At 43.7% G+C, this 20382-nt stretch carries 17 protein-coding genes and 1 other annotated feature; of the genes, 16 read left to right on the top strand and 1 reads right to left on the bottom strand.

Annotated elements, in window-relative coordinates:
* The first annotated feature begins 465 nt into the window (after window positions 1-465).
* A complete protein-coding gene (spoVID, locus tag AB1L08_RS17760) occupies window positions 466-1671 on the top strand; it encodes a stage VI sporulation protein D (protein WP_413065981.1) in 1206 nt (401 codons plus the stop codon).
* A gap of 140 nt (window positions 1672-1811) precedes the next feature.
* Entirely contained in the window at window positions 1812-2846 is a 1035-nt protein-coding gene (ysxE, locus tag AB1L08_RS17755; RefSeq protein ID WP_413065980.1) for a spore coat protein YsxE, read from the top strand.
* Between the two features lie 15 nt (window positions 2847-2861).
* Here the strand turns inward: ysxE and AB1L08_RS17750 are convergent, their stop codons facing one another.
* Window positions 2862-3053 carry a hypothetical protein gene (locus AB1L08_RS17750; RefSeq protein WP_413065979.1) on the bottom strand — a complete coding sequence of 64 codons (192 nt, stop codon included), beginning with the start codon at window positions 3051-3053 and terminating at the stop codon, window positions 2862-2864.
* Window positions 3054-3184: 131 nt separating this feature from the next.
* Window positions 3185-3423, top strand: a binding site (T-box leader).
* A gap of 82 nt (window positions 3424-3505) precedes the next feature.
* On the opposite strand from AB1L08_RS17750, the gene AB1L08_RS17745 reads away from it, so the two are divergent.
* The 14 genes from AB1L08_RS17745 (at window position 3506) to AB1L08_RS17680 (ending at window position 19852) form a co-directional block, all read left to right on the top strand.
* Window positions 3506-6154: a valine--tRNA ligase gene (locus AB1L08_RS17745; protein WP_413065978.1), complete on the top strand. Its 2649-nt coding sequence runs from the start codon at window positions 3506-3508 to the stop codon at window positions 6152-6154.
* A gap of 59 nt (window positions 6155-6213) precedes the next feature.
* On the top strand, window positions 6214-7539 hold the full coding sequence (locus AB1L08_RS17740) for a bifunctional folylpolyglutamate synthase/dihydrofolate synthase (protein ID WP_413065977.1): 1326 nt from the start codon (window positions 6214-6216) through the stop codon (window positions 7537-7539).
* 75 nt (window positions 7540-7614) lie between these two features.
* Window positions 7615-9330, top strand: a complete 1716-nt coding sequence (locus tag AB1L08_RS17735; protein WP_413065976.1) for a sensor domain-containing diguanylate cyclase — start codon at window positions 7615-7617, stop codon at window positions 9328-9330.
* Between the two features lie 48 nt (window positions 9331-9378).
* Window positions 9379-10119 carry a prepilin peptidase gene (locus AB1L08_RS17730; RefSeq protein WP_413065975.1) on the top strand — a complete coding sequence of 247 codons (741 nt, stop codon included), beginning with the start codon at window positions 9379-9381 and terminating at the stop codon, window positions 10117-10119.
* Window positions 10120-10240: 121 nt separating this feature from the next.
* On the top strand, window positions 10241-11260 hold the full coding sequence (locus AB1L08_RS17725) for a hypothetical protein (protein ID WP_413065974.1): 1020 nt from the start codon (window positions 10241-10243) through the stop codon (window positions 11258-11260).
* A 143-nt stretch (window positions 11261-11403) separates the two neighbouring features.
* The gene (locus AB1L08_RS17720) at window positions 11404-11985 is read left to right on the top strand and encodes a Maf family protein (protein WP_413065973.1); all 582 of its coding nucleotides are present in this window, start codon (window positions 11404-11406) and stop codon (window positions 11983-11985) included.
* Between the two features lie 34 nt (window positions 11986-12019).
* A complete protein-coding gene (gene radC, locus AB1L08_RS17715) occupies window positions 12020-12691 on the top strand; it encodes a RadC family protein (RefSeq protein ID WP_413065983.1) in 672 nt (223 codons plus the stop codon).
* A gap of 867 nt (window positions 12692-13558) precedes the next feature.
* A complete protein-coding gene (locus tag AB1L08_RS17710; RefSeq protein WP_413065972.1) occupies window positions 13559-14569 on the top strand; it encodes a rod shape-determining protein in 1011 nt (336 codons plus the stop codon).
* Between the two features lie 250 nt (window positions 14570-14819).
* The gene (gene mreC, locus AB1L08_RS17705) at window positions 14820-15683 is read left to right on the top strand and encodes a rod shape-determining protein MreC (protein WP_413065971.1); all 864 of its coding nucleotides are present in this window, start codon (window positions 14820-14822) and stop codon (window positions 15681-15683) included.
* A complete protein-coding gene (gene mreD, locus AB1L08_RS17700; RefSeq protein WP_413065970.1) occupies window positions 15683-16201 on the top strand; it encodes a rod shape-determining protein MreD in 519 nt (172 codons plus the stop codon). Before mreC ends, mreD begins: the two co-directional genes overlap by 1 nt.
* Window positions 16202-16366: 165 nt before the next feature.
* Window positions 16367-17053 carry a septum site-determining protein MinC gene (minC, locus tag AB1L08_RS17695; RefSeq protein ID WP_413065982.1) on the top strand — a complete coding sequence of 229 codons (687 nt, stop codon included), beginning with the start codon at window positions 16367-16369 and terminating at the stop codon, window positions 17051-17053.
* Window positions 17046-17849 (top strand): septum site-determining protein MinD, encoded by an 804-nt coding sequence (gene minD / locus AB1L08_RS17690; RefSeq protein ID WP_413065969.1) that lies wholly within the window; start codon window positions 17046-17048, stop codon window positions 17847-17849. The genes minC and minD overlap by 8 nt, the downstream gene beginning before the upstream one ends.
* A 370-nt stretch (window positions 17850-18219) precedes the next feature.
* On the top strand, window positions 18220-18993 hold the full coding sequence (locus tag AB1L08_RS17685; RefSeq protein ID WP_413065968.1) for a peptidoglycan DD-metalloendopeptidase family protein: 774 nt from the start codon (window positions 18220-18222) through the stop codon (window positions 18991-18993).
* Window positions 18986-19852 carry a M50 family metallopeptidase gene (locus tag AB1L08_RS17680; protein WP_413065967.1) on the top strand — a complete coding sequence of 289 codons (867 nt, stop codon included), beginning with the start codon at window positions 18986-18988 and terminating at the stop codon, window positions 19850-19852. Before AB1L08_RS17685 ends, AB1L08_RS17680 begins: the two co-directional genes overlap by 8 nt.
* The last annotated feature ends 530 nt before the right edge of the window (window positions 19853-20382 follow it).

The raw sequence follows: 20382 nt of genomic DNA, 5'->3' as shown, positions 1-20382 counted from the left end.
AAAGTTGTGAGTATTCCCTTCCAAGTTACGAGTATTTCTAAAAAGTTGTGAGTATTTCCATCGAAGTCGTGAGTATTCCTCAAATATGTGAGTATTCTCATCGAAGTCGCGAGTATTTTTACAAAGTCGCGAGTATTCTCTTCCAAGTGGCGAGTATTTTCTACAAAGTTGCAAGTGTTCTTTACGAAGTCGCGCGATTCCACAAGTTGCAAGTATTCCCCTTCGAACTTACAAGTATTTCCTTCTAAGTTGCGAGTATTTCTTCAAGGTTGCGAGTATTTTTCCTTCAAAATTGCTCAAGGCCAAATTTTTTAACGAATTCGTAAGTATATCCCCAAAGTCGCGAGCTATCCCGGCCAAAGATAGTTGAAGGCTTTCTCCTTTTCCTAATCATATTTTAATTTTTCGGATCATACGATGTAATTGAGCTATATTTTTGGCGCGGATTGAAAGGAGGAAGCCGTCTTGCCTGATCAACAACAATCGTCCATCAAGTTTTCATTGGAAGAATCCGTTTTGTTCCAAAGCGGACAGGAAGTCGATGAACTTATTTCAATATCATTGGATCCGAATATATCGATTTTTGAGGAAGATGATTTCGTTTTTTTAAGGGGTCATTTGGGGCTTACCGGGGAATATAAACCGGTTGAATCTGGGGATGAAGAGGACCGGCCAAGTGATGATAAAGTCAATTTCATACAAGTTCGGGAAGGTAAAGAAGGGGATTTTGTTTTTTCACATCCGTTTCCCGTCGATATTACGATTCCAAAGGAAAGGGTTTCAAATGTAGATGAATTGTTTGTAGAAGTAGAGAGTTTTGATTATGAACTTCCCGAGAATTCCCGATTGCAAATCGAAGCAGAGGTTCTTGTGTATGGGTTGTATGATGCCCAGGCAGGGGATCAAATCATGGACGATGGGGATGAAGCGGAAACACTCCCTTTCGTGGACAAACATGAGGAAGAAAGCCATATTGAAGAGGAAAGCGAAGAAAGTAAAGTTGAAATTCAGTTGCAGCACGCTGATGAAGAGGCAGTTGAGAGTGTAAACAGGAATGATTCAAAGGATGAGGACGATCATCACGCAAAGAGGGATGATTCAAAGGATGGGGACGATCATCCCCTGGAGGAGAGCAACAGTCTGTTTAAACCTTTTACGGCAGAAGCGAGATCCATTTCCGAGTCCGATGAGCCTTCCGCACAACTCCAGCACCACCCTTCATTTCCATTTCCATTTCCCGTTCTTCCGGAAATGGATATCGATGAACTGGCCATGCGGGCAAAAAAATTTTTCAAAGAAATGGAAAAGAATGCGGAGTCCTCCTCATCTCCAGTTGAGTCGCCGGGAATAATCGAAGAAACTTCCTCCCATGAATCAAGCAGCCATGAAAGCAGTGATAAAGAAGAACCCGAATCCAAAGAAAAGTCGAAGAAAAAGAAAGGAAAATACCATACGATGTCTTTTGCTGACTTCTTTGGGAGGAAAGAGGATGAAGAACCGGCGAAAATTAAAGTTTGCCTCGTGCAGCAGGGGGATTCCATTGAAAGATTGGCAGATAAGTATGATGTCAGCGTCCAGCAAATTTTAAGAGCCAACAGGCTGGATTCGGCGCACGAGCTGCAGGAGGGGCAAGTGTTATATATACCTGATAAAACAGCTTATAGAAAATAAGGGCAGAGGCGGGGAGGACGAAGCGGGGAAAAAGTCCTCCTTTTGGCTTTACAGACGCAATGGTCATTTCCCAGGAAGAAAATCATTCCGGATGATGTTGATCATATGCGCATGCGCACAGTAAGCGGGTGATGAAAACGATGGGCGATCCTGTAACAAGCCTCAAGGAAATTGCCGCCCTTTACGGCCTGAAAATAAAATTTGCCGAGAGGTTTGGACGTGTGTATAAAATTTATACAGATCAAGGTGAATTTGCACTAAAGCGTATCAACGCCAACCGGGGGATTGATTTTCTACAGTACGTGCAGCAATTGTACCAGAGAGGGTATTATCGTATCGTGCCCATTTATCCCACATTGGATGGAAGGTATGCAGTATTGTCTGGCAACAGCTTGTATTATTTAATGCCCTGGCTGGAAAATAGGGAAAGAGAAGGACAATTTAAGAAAAATCAGGAGCTTTTTCGGGAATTGGCCCGCCTCCATACCATTTCTGCCCGGGAGGTGGAAGTTTCTCCGGATGATCGAAAAAAACACTATGAACAAACGCTGTCAAGGTGGGAAAAAGAAAAGGAAGGTTTGGAACAATTTGTGGAGCGGTCCGAAAAAACCTGGTATATGTCCCCATTTCAACTGCTTTTTTGTTCCTGTTACCATGAGATTGCATTGGCCCAGGGATACGCCCTTGGAAAGTTAAAAGAATGGTACGAACTGACCAAAGATGAGAAAAAAGCCCGGAGTGTGATTATTCACGGAAAAATTTCCCCGGAACATTTCCTATACCATGAAAGTGGATTTGGATACTTCGCCAATTTTGAAAAAACCGGAACTGCGTCACCCATTCACGATCTGCTTCCTTTTTTGGCTCGCACGATGGAAACATACCCGAAACAGTTTGATGAATGTATTGACTGGCTGCACATTTATTTTAAATATTTTCCCTTCAGAAAAGAGGAAATGCTTCTGTTTTTAAGCTATTTGGCCCAGCCGGGGAAAATGTTTCAAATAGTGGAAACCTACTATGCTGCGGGAAAGGAAAAACATGAATTGAAATTTGTTCAGGAACTTCAGCGCCAATATTGGTATATGAAAAACACGGAGTACATTGTTATGAGGCTGGAGGAATATGAAAGGCAGATGCAGGATCCTGGCGAAAGTCCCCCTTCCGATTCATAATTGGAAAGGGGGATATTAAATTAACTCGTAGTGATAGACAAGTGCAGTTGCGATAAAAATGGTCAAAAGCAATACGTCAAAAGTAGTCGGAAATAAAACCGTGCGTACAGCCTGGAAAATGGTAAAAGGGATAATAAGCTGCTTGCATACTGACTTAAAGTTTCTAATCCATGACTGAAAAGTGTGTTTGTTCATTTTTCTGTTCATTTCCGTCCCACCTCCAAAAAAATCCCCTTAGGATAAAATATGTACAACGGAAAAATGTGTGAAAGAGACCATGTAAAAAGTTGACTTTACCAACCGTTTTTCATAGTATAATAAATAATGAACTACAAGGAACAATTGCTTTGACAGGGAAAAGTACATTGCAACCTGCTTTTTAGAGAGGGAAATCAAAGCTGGGAGATTTCCCAAGCAAGGCCAATGGAAAGTCGCCCTCGAGCAGCTTTCGCGAACTGAATGAAGTAGCGAAAGCCGGTGAAGAGCCGTTATCGATCATTGAGTGCCGGATTTATGGTCAATATTCATATATCCGGAAAAAAGGTGGTACCGCGAGTCAAATCCCTTCGTCCTTTTGCGAAGGGATTTTTTTGTGCGAAAAACTGGCTTGCCGCAACAACCACTGCGATTTGAACACGACTTAAATAAGGAGGATGAATATGTCTAATAAAGGAGCAGAAATGGCCCCGAAATACGATCCGCAAGCGATCGAAAAAAACCGCTATGACTGGTGGCTTTCCGGGAAGTTTTTTGAAGCCAAAAACGATCGGGAAAAGGAGCCTTATACGATTGTGATTCCGCCGCCGAATGTAACCGGGAGGCTGCATCTGGGCCATGCCTGGGATACCACCCTGCAGGATATTTTAACAAGGATGAAAAGAATGCAGGGCTACGATGTACTGTGGCTGCCGGGCATGGACCATGCAGGGATTGCCACACAGGCAAAAGTGGAGGAACAGCTTCGTAAAGAAGGAAAAAGCCGCTATGACCTGGGGCGTGAAAAATTCCTTGAGGAAACGTGGAAATGGAAAGAAGAATATGCCGATTTTATCCGCCAACAGTGGAAAAAACTCGGGCTCGGCCTTGATTATTCGAAAGAACGGTTTACCCTCGATGAAGGATTGTCCAAAGCTGTTCGTGAAGTGTTTGTCAGGTTATACGAAGAAGGTCTTATTTATCGCGGGGAGTATATCATTAACTGGGATCCCGCCACAAAAACGGCTCTTTCCGATATCGAGGTTATTTACAAAGATGTACAGGGAGCTTTTTACCATATGCGCTACCCGCTTGCTGACGGCACCGGTTCGATTGAAATTGCAACCACAAGGCCGGAAACGATGCTTGGGGATACAGCGGTGGCCGTTCACCCGGAAGATGAGCGCTATAAGCATCTGATTGGAAAAACAGTCATCCTGCCGATTATCGGAAGGGAAATCCCGATTGTTGCCGATGATTATGTCGATATGGAGTTTGGCTCGGGCGCTGTCAAAATTACGCCTGCCCATGATCCGAATGATTTTGAAATTGGCAACAGACACAACCTTGAGCGTATCCTTGTCATGAACGAAGACGGAACGATGAATGAAAACGCCGGTAAATATCAGGGTATGGACCGGTTTGAATGCCGCAAGCAAATTGTCAAAGATCTGCAGTCAGAAGAAATTTTGTTCAAAGTGGAAGACCATATGCATTCCGTCGGCCATTCGGAGCGAAGCGGTGCAGTCGTCGAACCCTATTTATCAACCCAATGGTTCGTCAAAATGCAGCCTCTTGCCGAAGCAGCGGTTAAACTGCAGCAAACAGATGAGAAAGTTCATTTTGTTCCAGAACGTTTTGAAAAAACATACTTGCACTGGATGGAAAATATCCGCGACTGGTGCATCTCGCGGCAGCTTTGGTGGGGGCACCGGATTCCGGCCTGGTATCATAAAGAAACAGGGGAAATGTATGTTGGCCACACAGCACCGGAAGATGGGGAAAACTGGGAACAGGACACGGATGTCCTTGATACGTGGTTCAGCTCCGCCCTATGGCCTTTTTCTACAATGGGCTGGCCGGACGCCGATGCAAACGATTATAAACGCTATTATCCGACCGATTGCCTGGTGACCGGATATGATATCATTTTCTTCTGGGTATCCAGGATGATTTTCCAAGGGCTCAAATTTACCGGCAAAAAGCCTTTCAACGATGTTTTGATCCATGGACTGGTTCGCGATGCCGAAGGGCGGAAAATGAGCAAATCGCTCGGAAATGGAGTCGATCCGATGGATGTCATTGACCAATACGGGGCAGATTCTTTGCGCTTCTTCCTTGCTACGGGAAGCTCGCCTGGGCATGACCTCCGATTCAGCATGGAAAAAGTGGAATCGGTTTGGAACTTTGCCAATAAAATATGGAACGCCTCGCGTTTTGCCTTGTTGAATATGGATGGCTTTACGCATGAAGACATTGATTTTGGGCAGGAAATGACGGTTGCCGATAAGTGGATATTGACGAGGTTGAATGACACGATCGAAATGGTGACGAGACTTTCTGACAAGTACGAGTTTGGTGAAGTCGGAAGGGTGCTTTATCACTTCATTTGGGATGATCTGTGCGATTGGTATATTGAAATGGCAAAAATTCCATTGTATGGAGATGATGAGGCGGCCAAGAACACGACACGCTCTGTTTTGGCGTATGTTCTGGATAATACGATGCGTCTGCTGCATCCGTTTATGCCGTTTATTACCGAGGAAATATGGCAAAATCTTCCGCATCAAGGAGAATCGATCACTGTTGCTTCCTGGCCGCAAGCCAATGAAGAGCTGTCAGACCGGCAGGCAGCAAATGAAATGAAGACATTGATGGAAATCATCCGCGCTGTCCGAAACATCCGCGCCGAAGTCCATACGCCAATGAGCAAAAAAATCACGCTCATGTTGAAGGCGAAAGACGAAAAAGTGCTGCAAGTGCTGGAAAAGAACCGCACGTATATTGAAAGGTTCTGCAACCCCGAGGAGCTCAAAATGGAGGTGGGGCTGAAAGCACCCGAGAAAGCCATGTCGGCCGTTGTGACCGGTGTTGAGCTGTATCTTCCATTGGCAGGCCTGATCAATATTGAAGAAGAAATTGCCCGCCTGGAAAAAGAATGGGATAAATGGAACAAAGAAGTGGAGCGGGTACAGAAGAAACTCGCCAACGAAAAGTTTGTCAGCAAAGCGCCGCCAGCCATTGTGGAGGAAGAGCGTGCAAAAGAGAAAGACTACGTCGCCAAGCGAAAAGCGGTGGAAGAACGCATGGCGGAGTTAAAATCAACAACATGATCGAAAGGAAAGTGAATCCGCGAGCCGGATTCACTTTCCTTTATTGAGGAGGACAACGGATGAATACATATGGAGAAGCAATGAAATGGATTCATTCACGGCTAAAATTCGGAATCAATTTGGGGCTCGACTGCATGGAATGGATGATGGAGCGGCTCGGGAATCCCGAAAGCCGCCTGAAAGTAATCCACGTTGGCGGAACGAACGGAAAAGGATCGACAGTCACTTTTTTCCGTTCCATTTTACATGAAGCCGGATATGAAGTTGGAACTTTTACATCGCCATATATAGAACAATTTAATGAAAGGATCAGCGTGAACGGGGTCCCGGTGTCAGACGGTGACATTATTTCCCTTGCCAATACCATCAAGCCGTTGGTTGAGGAACTTGAATTGACCGGGCTTGGCTCCCCGACCGAATTTGAAGTCATCACTGCCATGGCATTATATTACTTTGCCGAGCTTCATCCGGTCGATCTTGTCATTTTGGAAGTAGGGCTTGGCGGCCGTTTTGACTCGACCAATATTGTCCATCCATTGCTCACCGTCATCACAAATATCGGGATGGACCATACAAGGATACTTGGAGGTACGATTGAAAAAATCGCGTATGAAAAAGCGGGAATTATCAAAGCAGGCGTTCCGGTCTTAACGGCTGTCAAACAGGATCAGGCCATTCGTGTATTAATAGAGGAAGCCAAAGAGAAAGGGGCGCCCATTTTTCAATCGGGCATTGATTTTTCGGTTGAGCAGTACGAACCCCGACCGGCCGGAGAATGTTTCACCTTTATCGGGAAAGCAATGAAGCTGGATCAGCTCGAGTTGTCCCTATTGGGATACCATCAGACCGAAAATGCCTCCCTGGCGGTGGCCGGGCTGCTTTATTTAAAAGAGGCCAATATGATTTCATTGAAAGAACAGCATATCCGGACAGGTTTGGCCAAGGCATATTGGCCGGGAAGAATGGAAACAATCAGCAATGTTCCTGCCGTTATTGTTGATGGAGCCCACAATCCTGAAGGGCTGCAGGCTTTTTCGGCAACGATCAAACAGCGTTGTAAAGGGAAAAAGGTTACGGTCGTGTTTGCCGCCCTTGAAGATAAAGATTTGGGGAGCATGCTCCCGCTTTTAGAGGGGCTCGGGGAAGACATTTATTTTACCGAATTTGATTTTCCGCGGGCTGCCTCTGCAGCAAGATTAAAAGAAGTAAGCGGCATTAAGGGGGCAAAAGCGGAAACGGATTGGCGGCTTCTTCTAAAAAAAATTCTTCGATCAATGGATACGAATGAGGTTTTGGCAGTTACCGGATCACTTTACTTTATTTCGCAAGTGAAGCCCGTCATCAAACAATTGCTGCATAAGAAAAATGAGCATCGTAATCAATGACAAGCGTGGATTATTTTGGTAATATGACTATAAGACTATGTCTTAAGAACTATATAATAAGGGGTGGGGGAGATTTTGAGTGAGAGGAAAAAATTAGTTATTTGGACCTTATGGCTCATGATAGTTCCTGCAGGCCATTGGTATGCTTATCAACTTTCTCCATCCCTACATATCGGTTTCTGGGAGTTTTTTGCATGTCTTGGAACTACAATCGCTATTGCGTGCATACCTTTAAACATAAACAATACAGTGGTTTATTTAACGCAATGGATTTCGATTGCCGTGTTTCTTTCCTACGGACTGTTTTATGAAATGATGCTTGTCCAGTTGGCGACAATCGTTTCCATGATTTTCATTCAATTTAAAACCGAGAAACTTTATCGTTACCTCTTATATTCTTCCATGTTCACGTGCATATCATTCATATCGGGGATCGGCTTTTTTGCAGCAGGCGGGGAAATAGGGAATGAATCATTGCAAAACGGCGTGTTGCCGATTACCACTTATTTACTGCTTAACTTTTTGTCGGCATTGTTATTGCGAAGCTTATGGCGGTTTTTTCCTCCTATGAAAAAAAGGGTTTTCTGGATGGGCCTGCTGTGGGACACCTGTATCGGCTTAGTCGTTTACCCGCTCGGCATCGGCCTGTTTTATCTGAATAATATGATGGGACCTGCCGCATTTGTGTTAATCGGCATTCCAGTATTGAGCTCGCTGCTCTTTTTAAAAATGTACCAGTCCTCTTTGCTGGTAAACAAGCATTTGCAAACGGCGGCGGAAATAGGGCATCAGTTAACGGAACGTCTCAATGTCGAAGAAGTGTTGAATCTGTTTATCAAAAAAATCACAAAGACGGTTCCGGTAGAATGGGCTTACATACTCGGTTTCAAGGGTGACATGCTGGTAGTGGACAGACATTATGAAAAAGACAGTGATCCATCCAAAACGATCCCATCCATTCAGAAGGACAAGGGAATTTGTGGTCTCGTTTTAAAGCAAGAAAAAGGCCTTATTTATGGCAAAAAGTCTGAATGGAAACAATTTTCACATGGATATTCACCGGAACATGCCGAAAGCGTCATGTGTGTTCCCATTATGCAGGGAAAGAAAATGGAAGGCGTACTTTTTCTTGCATCCTCCCGCAAAAACGCGTATCAAAAGTTTCAGCTCATGATTGTTGATATATTGTGCTCCTATCTTGCCGTTGCACTAAGCAACGCCCGCCACTACGAAGAAACAAAGCGGGAAAGCGAATACTGTCCAATGACAAAGATTCCCAACTTCAGATATTTTGATAAATATATAAATGAAAAATTTAAGGATCTTCATGACAGGAAGATCCAATGCATTTCTCTCATCATCGTCGATATCGACCATTTTAAAACGATCAATGATCAATATGGACACCAGGCCGGAGATCAAATATTAATCACGTTGGCCGACAGGCTGCAAAATGTGGTTGTCGGGCATGGCATTGTGGCCAGGTATGGCGGTGAGGAGTTCGTCATCCTTCTCCCTGAAAAAAATGACAAAGAGGCACACGAGCTGGCTGAAACCGTTCGAAAGGCAATTGCCAACCACCCGTTTCTTGTACATAATGAATTGGACCCTTCCAGCACTATAATGGAAGTATCGATCACGGCCAGCATTGGGGTAGCAACAGCACCAAAACATGCCAACGATTCTGTTTCATTGGTAAAATATGCCGACCGGGCACTGTATATCGGTGCAAAACGGGCAGGCAGGAACAGGGTGGCGAGGTATGTTCAGGCGGATAAAGCACAAAAATAGATTCATATGATAAGGACTCCTTATATGAGGAAGAGAGGTATAAAATACATGACTGTTGCAGTTTTTGTTTACGGCCTTCTTCTGGGATCTTTTTTTAACGTGGTGGGAATGAGGGTTCCGGTTCAGCAGTCGATCGTTAAACCGGGATCGGCTTGTCCGGTCTGCAGCCGGCCCCTTTCGCCTGTGGAGCTGATTCCTGTTTTGTCGTTTGTCATTCAGGGAGGGAAATGCAGGCATTGCCGTACAAAAATATCGATTCTTTACCCGATGACGGAGCTTTCAACAGCCTTATTATTTGTATACGCCTTTTTGAGATTTGGCTGGTCATTTGAATTTATGATTGCCTGCACCCTTATTGCTCTTCTTGTCATCATTTTTATTACAGACATTTATTATATGCTTATTCCTGACAAAATCTTATTGGCTTTTACAGCAATTTTTTTCGTTGAAAGACTAATAGAACCGCTTTCCCCCTGGTGGACTTCAGTAACAGGAGCCGCCATGGGATTCGGGCTGCTTCTCCTGATCGCGATTATGAGCAAAGGGGGCATCGGAGGCGGGGATATGAAGCTGTTTGGCGTGATCGGGTTAGCCCTCGGGACAAAACTCGTTCTACTGGCCTTTGTTCTGGCAACGTTTGCCGGGGCTCTTTTTGGTGCTTTCGGACTATTGACAGGCCGATTCAGGAGGGGAGATTATATTCCATTCGGCCCATTTATTTCAGCCGGCACTTTGGCGGCCTATTTTTTTCATCGTGAAATATTTCTTTGGTATTTTTCCCTTTTTTAGGAATACACTAGTAATTTGGCGAAAATCCTTCCCGGGCGGGACGACAAAAGTCTTGTCCTTTTTTTGTTTTGGCGTGCTAGCATAAGATAAAATCAACAATGGTCGGGAGGAATAAAACAATATGGCAAAGAAAAGGAAAGCTGGCAAGCAAAAGATGAAGGTTAAAATGAATGGACAAGAAAGCCCGGTCTTACAGGATTTCGTCATAAACGATTGGACAAACGCAAAGAATGAGACGGCGGCCGCTGGTGAAAAAGCCGAAGCCGGGGGTTTTGACTGGGTTTTGCCTGAAGACAAGAAGAAAGAGGCCGATGTTGATTACGAACCAATCAATACGCATTTGCCGAAAGAAAAAAAGAAAAAAGGTTCGCGACACTTTTTTAAGAGTTTTTCACCCAAAAAGGCCGGAATGGTCCTATCCGCTGTATTGGCGGTCGTGATCGGGCTGACGTTTGGACTGTTTGTGTATAAGCTGGTCGTCAATCCGGAAAATGATGGCCAGTTGACAGATGCGTCTGTATCGGCCCCTGCCAAAAGTAAACCTGCGACTGCCAATCTTCTCGTGAAAGCTCCGGAAATGAAAGCGTCGGTAATCCAAGGCGGTGTTTTCAATACGGAAGAAGCAGCAAAAGCCACCGCAGACAAGCTGTCTGAAAAAGGCATACCCAGTGCAACGATTGCAATAGACGGGCAAAACTTTCTGTTTATTGGGGTAACGCCAGATTTATCTTCGGCAAAACTGTGGGCAAAAGAGTATGAAACATCAGGTATTGATGTATATCCGAAAGAATTTGCCATCCCGGAAATGGAGATCAAGGTAGGCTCGGAAGCCGAATCAACCTTATTGGCAGATTCGGCACAAATCTTTCAAAGCCTTCTTGGACAAGCGGCCAGCGCTGAACTCAAGGGTACAGCAGATCAAGACGAGTTAAAGAAAATCGGGGAAAAAATAGGCGCGTTTGGTAAAAGTGATGCTGGAAGCGATGGTATAAAAGAAATGAAAAAACACTTGACGGAAGCGCATAAAGGACTTCTCGATTTTACGGGATCAGGCGGCGAGGAAAGCCTGGCTGGTGCCCAGCAAGCGCTGTTGCTATTTTTAAAAAAATATCATGACCTTGGTCAAGAGCCCGACGCGTGAAGTCCAGGGCTCTTTTTTCTTAACTTGGCAAGAAAATTTTTTTCTTCAAAAGAAGTTTTGTATAAAGCAAGCGGGAGCATATTGTTTCTTCCTGTTTGATTTGGTACGATAACAGTGTATCTCCCAGGAAAGGAAGAAGCTTTATGCCCCGACTGGTTTTAGCCTCTACATCTCCCCGCCGCAAAGAACTTCTTGATATGCTTCATATTCCATTTACGGTTTGTTCCCCAAAAGCAGATGAAACGATTGCCGGCTCGATGTCGCCCTCAAAGATGGTGAAGGAGTTGGCCGTTCGAAAAGCAACGTCCGGTGCCGAACTTCATGGCAATAGCTGCGTGATTGGCGCTGATACAATTGTTTCCATTCATGGCGATATTTTGGGCAAGCCTTCCAACAAAGAGCATGCTTTTCAAATGCTCAAAACATTATCAGGACAGACACATTCCGTTTTTACCGGGGTGGCCGTTTTCTTTGAAGGCGCCATTGAAACATTTTATGAAAAAACGGATGTCACTTTTTGGGAGCTGTCCGAAACAGAAATCGAACGCTATATTGATACGGGTGAACCGTTTGATAAAGCAGGAGCGTATGGTATTCAGGGATGGGGAGCCCTGTTGGTAAAAGAGGTTCACGGCGATTACTTTTCAGTTGTCGGCCTCCCGGTCGCCCGCGTGGCAAGATTGCTTGAAAAAATTGGTTTTCCCATTTTTAAACAATACGAATGAAAGGATGGAAAAAACAACGAAATTGGATACATTAATGATTAAAGATTTTCCCGTTGAAGACAGGCCCCGTGAAAGACTCATTCACCATGGGCCGGCCAGTCTTTCCAATCAGGAACTATTGGCGATTTTGTTAAGGACGGGAACGAAGTCGGAATCAGTCCTTCAATTGGCGAACAGGCTGCTTACACAATTTGATGGGTTGTTATGGCTGAAGGAAGCGGCGCTTGAAGAAATCATGGGCATTAAAGGAATTGGCCAGGCAAAAGCGGTGCAAATTGCCGCTGCGGTAGAGCTCGGGAGAAGAATCAGCAACCTTTCCTATGATGACCGTTACGTCATCCGCAGCCCTGAAGACGGCGCGAATTATGTCATGAACGATATGCGCTTTTTAACACAGGAACACTTCGTTTGCTTATACCTCAACACAAAAAATCAAGTTCTCCACAGACAAACCATTTTTATCGGAAGCTTAAACGCTTCCATCGTTCATCCGCGGGAAGTATTCAAGGAAGCTTTTCGCAGGTCGGCTGCATCCATCATCTGTCTGCATAATCACCCATCCGGGGATCCATCACCATCAAGAGAAGATATTGAAGTAACCAAAAGGCTTGTTGAATGCGGAAAAATTATCGGTATAGAAATCCTCGATCACTTGATCATCGGCGATAATCAATATGTCAGCATGAAAGAAAAAGGACTTATGTGACATTAACATTTTTAGAAGTGATAAGCACAGATGCGTATATAAAGGCTTAGTTAATATAAATGCAATCGGGGCAGAAAGGGAGATACATGTCATAGCAAATAGCTTACCTGGCACGAAAATCATTTCACCATCTGCAACTGTGGATGAATCCCTCATGACTTTGAGAGATTCATCCATTTTTTAGCTTTCGACTAATTGTAGATGGAGCAAGTAACCGTCCAAAGAAGTTGATATTCCCCGTAATGAAAGAAAGAGCGGAAGCACAAGCAATCACCATTAAACCGGAGGCTTCGGCAGCACACGTAGACAATCACAAATCATAAAGATGAAATTAATGAGGAAGTTTATCAATGATTGGTAAAAAGCCAATGGGTTAAAGGTTATGAATATGCATGATCACAACTAAAAGAAAAAGTAAGTAAAATTTATTTTTCTTATACATATTAATTTTTACTTCCATATAGCCTATACTAGTTGTAGGATCAGTGCTATCTATGTGGATTTATACAAACATACATATGGATACCCCAAACAAAAAATAAAGTTTCCCACACGCCGGCCAGGCCGGGTGCATCCATCATCTGTTGCATCATCACACGCATTACCGTCAAGACAGATATTGAAGAGGCAAAAAGGCTTCTGATTGCGTAAAAAATAATAGAAATAGGTATTCCCGATCGCTTGATCATCTGCAATAAACAATTCGTCACCATGAAAGAAAAAGGATTTATGTGACACTATGCTTTTCATAAATGATAAGATATAATTAGTCTTGTGATTTTTTTCAGTTGTAATGAAGTCGTAATCAAATTAATCAAATAAAGTCCAACCTGATCAATGTAATGGGGTAGAAAGGGAGATACATACATGTTTGGAATCGGTACGAAAGATTTAGGAATTGACTTGGGTACAGCCAATACGCTTGTATTTGTCAAAGGAAAGGGAATTGTACTGCGGGAGCCTTCCGTTGTAGCTATAAATACAGAGACGAAAAAAATCGTGGCGGTCGGAAATGATGCCAAAAACATGATCGGGCGGACGCCGGGAAACATAGTGGCGATGCGCCCGATGAGAGACGGCGTTATTGCCGATTATGAAACAACAGCAACGATGATGAAATATTTTATTAAACATGCCGGGAAAGCAAAAGGAACTTTTGGGGGCAAGCCGTACGTTATGGTATGTGTGCCTTCCGGCATCACGGCGGTAGAGCAAAGGGCTGTGCTGGATGCTACAAGAGAGGCAGGAGCCAGGGATGCCTATCCGATCGAAGAGCCGTTTGCCGCAGCAATTGGTGCTGATTTGCCTGTTTGGGAACCGACAGGAAGCATGGTTGTTGATATTGGCGGGGGAACGACGGAAGTGGCAGTCATCTCCCTTGGGGGAATCGTTACAAGCAATTCCATTCGGATTGCCGGAGACAATTTTGACGAAGCAATCGTCAATTACATCCGAAAAACATATAATTTGCTTATTGGCGAAAGAACGGCTGAAGCCATCAAAGTTGAAATCGGTTCGGCTGGAGGAGTCGAAGCGAACGAGAAGATGGAAATTCGCGGCCGGGATTTATTGACGGGACTTCCCAAAACAATTGAAATTACGGCGGAAGAAATTTCGGGAGCCCTCCGGGATACGGTGTATGCCATTATCGATGCCGTGAAAAATACGTTGGAGAATACACCGCCTGAGCTTGCGGCAGATATTATGGACAGGGGAATTGTGCTTGCAGGTGGAGGGGCCCTTCTTCGCAATTTGGATAAAGTGATCAGCGATGAAACAAAAATGCCTGTTCTGATTGCGGATGAACCGCTTGATTGTGTAGCGATCGGTACCGGAAAAGCGTTGGACCATATTAACATGTTCAAAAACCGAGCGTAAATTGTATCCCGCAGGAACGGCTGTGAGACTCCCGCCAACCTCCATCGCAAATCGGAGAGGTTGGCCGGGAGATGCGGGTGATCAGTGGGGGTGAAAGAAAATCCCTCAGATTGGAGTTTCACTTTATCATAACTACTGGAGAAAAAAGGCAGAGGTCGCCTTGTATTGCGGCCCTCTGCTTTCCTATGCAGACATCTGTTTCCCTTTTAAGGGACGGATACCGGCTAATTGAAAACTGGGGTGGGTTTTTATGCCACATTTTTTTCTGAACAAGCGTCTGATTATCTTGTTAATCGGAATCATCATACTTGTTTCTTTAATTGGTTTTTCATTAAGGGACAGGGACAATATCTCACGGCCAGAACAGTTTGTCAAAGATGTCGTGGGTTTTGGCCAATCCCTCGTTGCAAAACCCGCACACAAGATAGCGGGTTTTTTCGGGGACATGAAAGAATTGCAAAATACTTATACAGAAAACAAAAAATTAAAAGTTCGTCTGGAAGATGTGGCGAGACTTGAAAAAGAAAATGTCGAACTCAAAAAAGAGAATGCCGAATTGCGTGAAGCCCTCGATAAAAAAGAAAGCTTAAGAGATTTCACCCCGATTCAGGCTACTGTCATCAGCAGGACACCGGACCGGTGGTATGAACGGATTATTATCGATAAAGGGAAAAAGAGCGGCATAAAGCCCGATATGGCTGTCATCACGTCAAAAGGGCTTGTGGGGAGAGTCATTTCTACGTCTGAAATGACGTCGACCATTGAATTGCTCAGTTCGGATAATACAAAAAACAGGGTAGCCGCATTCATTCAGGCAAAAAGCTCCGTGCATGGTTTAATTGCCGGTTATGACAGAGATAAGAAAATGCTGCTCATGAAGGATTTGCCAATTGACGAAGAGAAAATCAAAAAAGGACAAAGTGTCAAAACTTCAGGCCTCGGCGGCATTTTTCCGAAAGGGCTTGATATTGGAACGGTGGAAGAAATTGTCCTTGATCAATTTGGACTGTCGCAAACCGCTTATATTAAACCTTCTGCCGAATTTTATGATTTCGAACACGTGATGGTCGTTGCCCGTTCGATGCATACCGGGGATAATAAGGAGGAGGAATAATGAAGCGGATTCTTCTTCCTCTCGCATTGTTTGCTTGTTTTTACGGCGAGAGCCTATTTGTTGATTTATTTTCAACAGCCTCTTTATTTAAGGACAGGCTGGTCATCCCTCATTTTTTGTTGATTGCATTGACATTGATGGGAATATACTTTTTTCGCAATACTGCGATCATGTATGCGGCGGCGTTCGGCCTGATTTTTGATATATATTATACGGAAATTATCGGGGTTTACCTGTTTTTATTTCCCATTTCCGTTTATATAGCTTCCAAAATGATCAAGCTTTTGCAAGTCAATGTTCTGACTGCGGCACTGATTGTGATAATAAATATTTCACTGGTGGAATGGCTCATTTACGGATTAAACATACTGCTTTTCAATGTTCCTGTAAGGATGATGGAGTTTCTTGAAAACAGACTCCTGCCATCCCTTGCACTGAATTTGATTTTTTATTTCATCATTTTTGTCCCTTATACAAGATGGCTGCAGCATCTGCATAAGAAGCTTTCATCCGAATAATATGGAAATGATGAAAAATGGCCCGTGAAAAAGGGGAATTGCCAGCGCTTGTCGAAAATAAAAGAAATGAACAGTGCTGGAGTTCATCAAACCGTACCGCATAAGATGTTCGTCGTTGAAAGGAGAAATAAGGGCATAATGAGTGTTATTCCTTGAAGCCCGCTAATCATGAAAAGACAAAATGTAATGATTAAAGGAACGAAGAGCGGTCTCTCACTTCAGTTAAATGATCGTTGTTCGTATGAAGATATTTTGGTAGAGCTGGAAGAGAAACTTGCGGAATTTCAGGGGTTGGAAGACAGTCCGCTTATTTCAGTTCGCATTCTTACGGACAATCGCTATTTAAATCCTGAACAACAAGAAGAAATCAAGGAACTCATTCGCCAAAAACAAAACCTGATTGTTGACGAAATAGTAAGCAATGTCATTTCGAAAGAAGAAGCCAAGGAAGTCATAGAAAGCCAGGAAGTCACCTCTGTCGCCACAATCGTAAGATCCGGACAAATTTTGGAGGTTCCAGGGGACTTGCTTCTTGTTGGAGACGTCAATCCGGGAGGAACTGTAAGGGCAGGCGGGAATATTTTTATCATGGGGGCATTAAAGGGGATCGCCCATGCCGGATATACAGGCAGAAATGAAGCCGTTATTGTTGCGTCATTCATGACCCCGTCACAGCTTAGAATTTCTGATTGCATCAGCCGTTCTCCCGACCATTACGATCAGGAGGAACATCACCAAATGGAATGTGCCTACATAGACAATAATCATCAAATTATGATCGATCGACTGCAAGTGTTAAAACACTTAAGACCGAATATTACGAGATTCAAAGGGGGACATTATTATGGGTGAGGCGATTGTAATAACATCCGGCAAGGGTGGAGTCGGAAAGACGACAACTTCGGCCAACTTGGGGACCGCGCTTGCCTTACAGGGGAAAAAAGTATGTTTAATAGATACGGATATCGGCCTTCGCAACCTGGATGTTGTGCTGGGGCTTGAAAACCGGATTATTTATGACCTTGTTGATGTCGTTGAGAAGCGATGCAAGCCCCATCAGGCGATTGTAAAGGACAAACGGTTTGAGGACAAGCTGTTTTTGCTTCCGGCAGCACAAACAAGCGATAAAACCGCGGTGTCGCCTGAACAGATGAAAGAACTTGTAACCGAACTCAAACAAGATTATGATTATGTGATTATTGATTGTCCGGCAGGCATTGAACAAGGTTACAGGAATGCGGTTGCCGGCGCAGACAAGGCGATCGTTGTAACTACGCCCGAAATCTCCGCTGTCCGTGATGCAGACAGAATTATCGGTCTTCTTGAAAAAGAAGAAAAAATGGAACCTCCAAAATTGATTATTAACAGAATCAGGCCCAGTATGATGCGTGAGGGTGATGTTCTTGATGTTGATGATATTGCACAGCACTTATCCATCGATCTGCTTGGCATCGTGCAAGACGATGAAGAAGTCATCAAATCATCCAACCAGGGTGAACCGATTGCCCTCAACCCGGAAAGCAAAGCATCGATCGCCTACAGGAATATTGCCAGGCGCATTTTGGGTGAATCTGTACCACTCCAGTCTTTGGAAGAGGACAAATCCGGATTTTTTACCCGAATCAAGCAGCTTTTCGGAGTCCGCTAATCAAAAGCTTTTGACGCTAATGTCAAAAGCTTTTTTTAAGGATAAATTGGCAGTTCGCCCATTCATCAAATTCCAACCTACCATCTCCCCCATCCAAGAAAGAACGCGCCAGCGTTTTTTCCAATCAGTAAAGAAAGCATAACTTGCTAAGAAAATTTTTCTTCAAAAGAAGCTTTTCTGTGTCCAGCTTCTGCGCCTACCCCCCTCGAGGTCATAAGTCAAAACACCTTAGAGAAGGGGTCTCCTGCGTGTTTCACCTTATTTGCCCGTCCTGAGCAAGGCGCTCGCGCTTTTCCAATCTTGAACATATGCATATTTGAAGGAGACAAGTCATAGCTTAGTAGAAACTTGGTAAGGGAGATGGTGGAGGGTGAACCATCGGGCAAATCAAATAAAAAAACGAATTGCCAAGAGGAGAAAATCCTATGACCGAAAAAGAGATAACAGCGTTCATTGGCCTGATGAATTGATGGACAATGATATTATGGACGAACATTCCATCTACGATTCAAAAAACCATCCAACATTTCATCCTCTTTGGAATCGTGAAGTTTTTATATTCAAAGTTCTGGCTTCCATCACGCTTGTTCTCCTTGTCAGCATCATTTACAAATCCGAATCCCCGGCTTTTCAAGAAGCTAAATCGGTTGTAAACCGGACAATGGAGACGGAATTCCGTTTTGCTGCCGTCTCGGAATGGTATGAAAATCGCTTTGGAAAACCGCTTGCTCTTTTTCCCGTCAAGGACAAAACAGATGGAAACATCATCCAAACCGGGATGGAAAAAGATTATGCCTTGCCTGTTGGAGCAAAAATTAAAGAAAACTTTTCCCATGATGGCCGCGGTGTGATGATCGAAACGGAAGACCGGGCCCAGGTTGAAGCCATCGCCGGCGGAGTCGTTATTTTTGCAGGAAAAAAAACGGATACCGGCAATACGGTGATTGTTCAACATGAAGATGATACTGAATCATGGTATGCCCATCTTAACAATCTTACCGTAAAACCGCATGAACGAATAAAAGTTGGAAAAGTGCTCGGTACCGTGTCATCCGATGAAGAGGGTTATTCGGGCAAATTTTATTTTGCCATTAAAAAGGGAGACGATTTTATTAATCCCCTTCAGGTGATTAACATTGAGTAATTACGGGAAGCTTCTAAGAAAAATACACTTTCATCCTCTTTTTTGGCTAGTGGCCTGCCTTGCCATTATAACCGGTTACTATTGGGAACTGTTAACCTTGTTTATAATTGTTTTTATTCACGAGATGGGACATGCCTCTTGTGCCCATTTTTTTTCGTGGAAAATCAGCAGGATTTTGATAATGCCGTTTGGCGGCATTTGTGATGTGGATGAGCATGGAAACCGGCCCGTTGCCGAAGAATTGCTTGTCGTCCTTGCTGGTCCCTTGCAGCATATATGGATGGGTGTATCCGTTTATTTATTGGGAGAAAATGAACTCATTTCGCCGGAATTTGCAACGATGTTTCAACAGTTTAACATGATGGTTCTTTTGTTTAATCTTTTGCCTGTTTGGCCGCTTGATGGCGGTAAGGTCATCTATTTATATTTGACTTCCCGCCAGCCGTTTTTAACAGCCTTTAGACAATCGTTAGTTTGTTCCGTAATTGTTTTGATCTTCGTCCATCTTCTTTTTTTGATTGTATTCCCCTTTAATCTGAATGTATGGGTTGTTTTATTATATTTATATGCAACCTTGTGGCTCCAATGGAATCAATTGAGATATTCCTTTATCAGGTTTTTGCTGGAGCGCTACAGCGGGAAGCAAACAGGCTTTAAAAAGCTTGATGTCATTGAAGTGAAAGGAAACGAATATGTACCCGCGATCATGGAAATGTTCAGGCGTGGCTGCAAACATGTGATTCATGTAAATGATGGGAAACGAATGCTTGGGAAACTGGACGAAAACGAAATGCTCCATGCCTTTTTTGCAGAAAAACAAATACGTGCCCGCTTGCGGGATATCGTGTATCATGATTGAATGAACTTCAAACGGCTCGAATTGTTTTGTCCAAACATAAACCGTAAGGGTTATCGCTCATTATTCCCCGAACTAAAAACACATACACACCTGGCAAGCTGCTCCCAAGGCGCACTGGCCAAGAGTGTTGCAAACGCTATTGAGGATTATTTTAATCGCCTGTTTTTGACAGGTAATAATTGGAATGAATCGAAGGGGAATTTGCCGAAACAGATGAGGTTCCCTTATTAGGTTCTGTTTCTGATACGATTTCTGCTACCATAAGGATTGCCCCTCATTTTTATAATACGAAAGAGGAAATAAAAAACGCCGCTATAGATGAGCTTGCTATCATAACAACAGAGAATAGAGCAGATATTTATTGAGCGGCAGATTCCCTGCCTTTCTATAATCCGAACGCTCGTAGGACAGCTTTGAGGAGTAAAAATTCTTCGAGATAATTCACTTATTTTACCCCCCAAATTTTGATAAATATGGGATAATTTAACTGTATTTATCATGATTTAGGGGGATTTATGGATGATTACAAG

It is taken from the genome of Siminovitchia jepli, assembly GCF_047228825.1.
GTDB lineage: Bacteria > Bacillota > Bacilli > Bacillales > Bacillaceae_C > Siminovitchia.
Note: the sequence above shows the minus strand (reverse complement) of the source record. Positions and strands in the feature narration are given on the sequence as shown.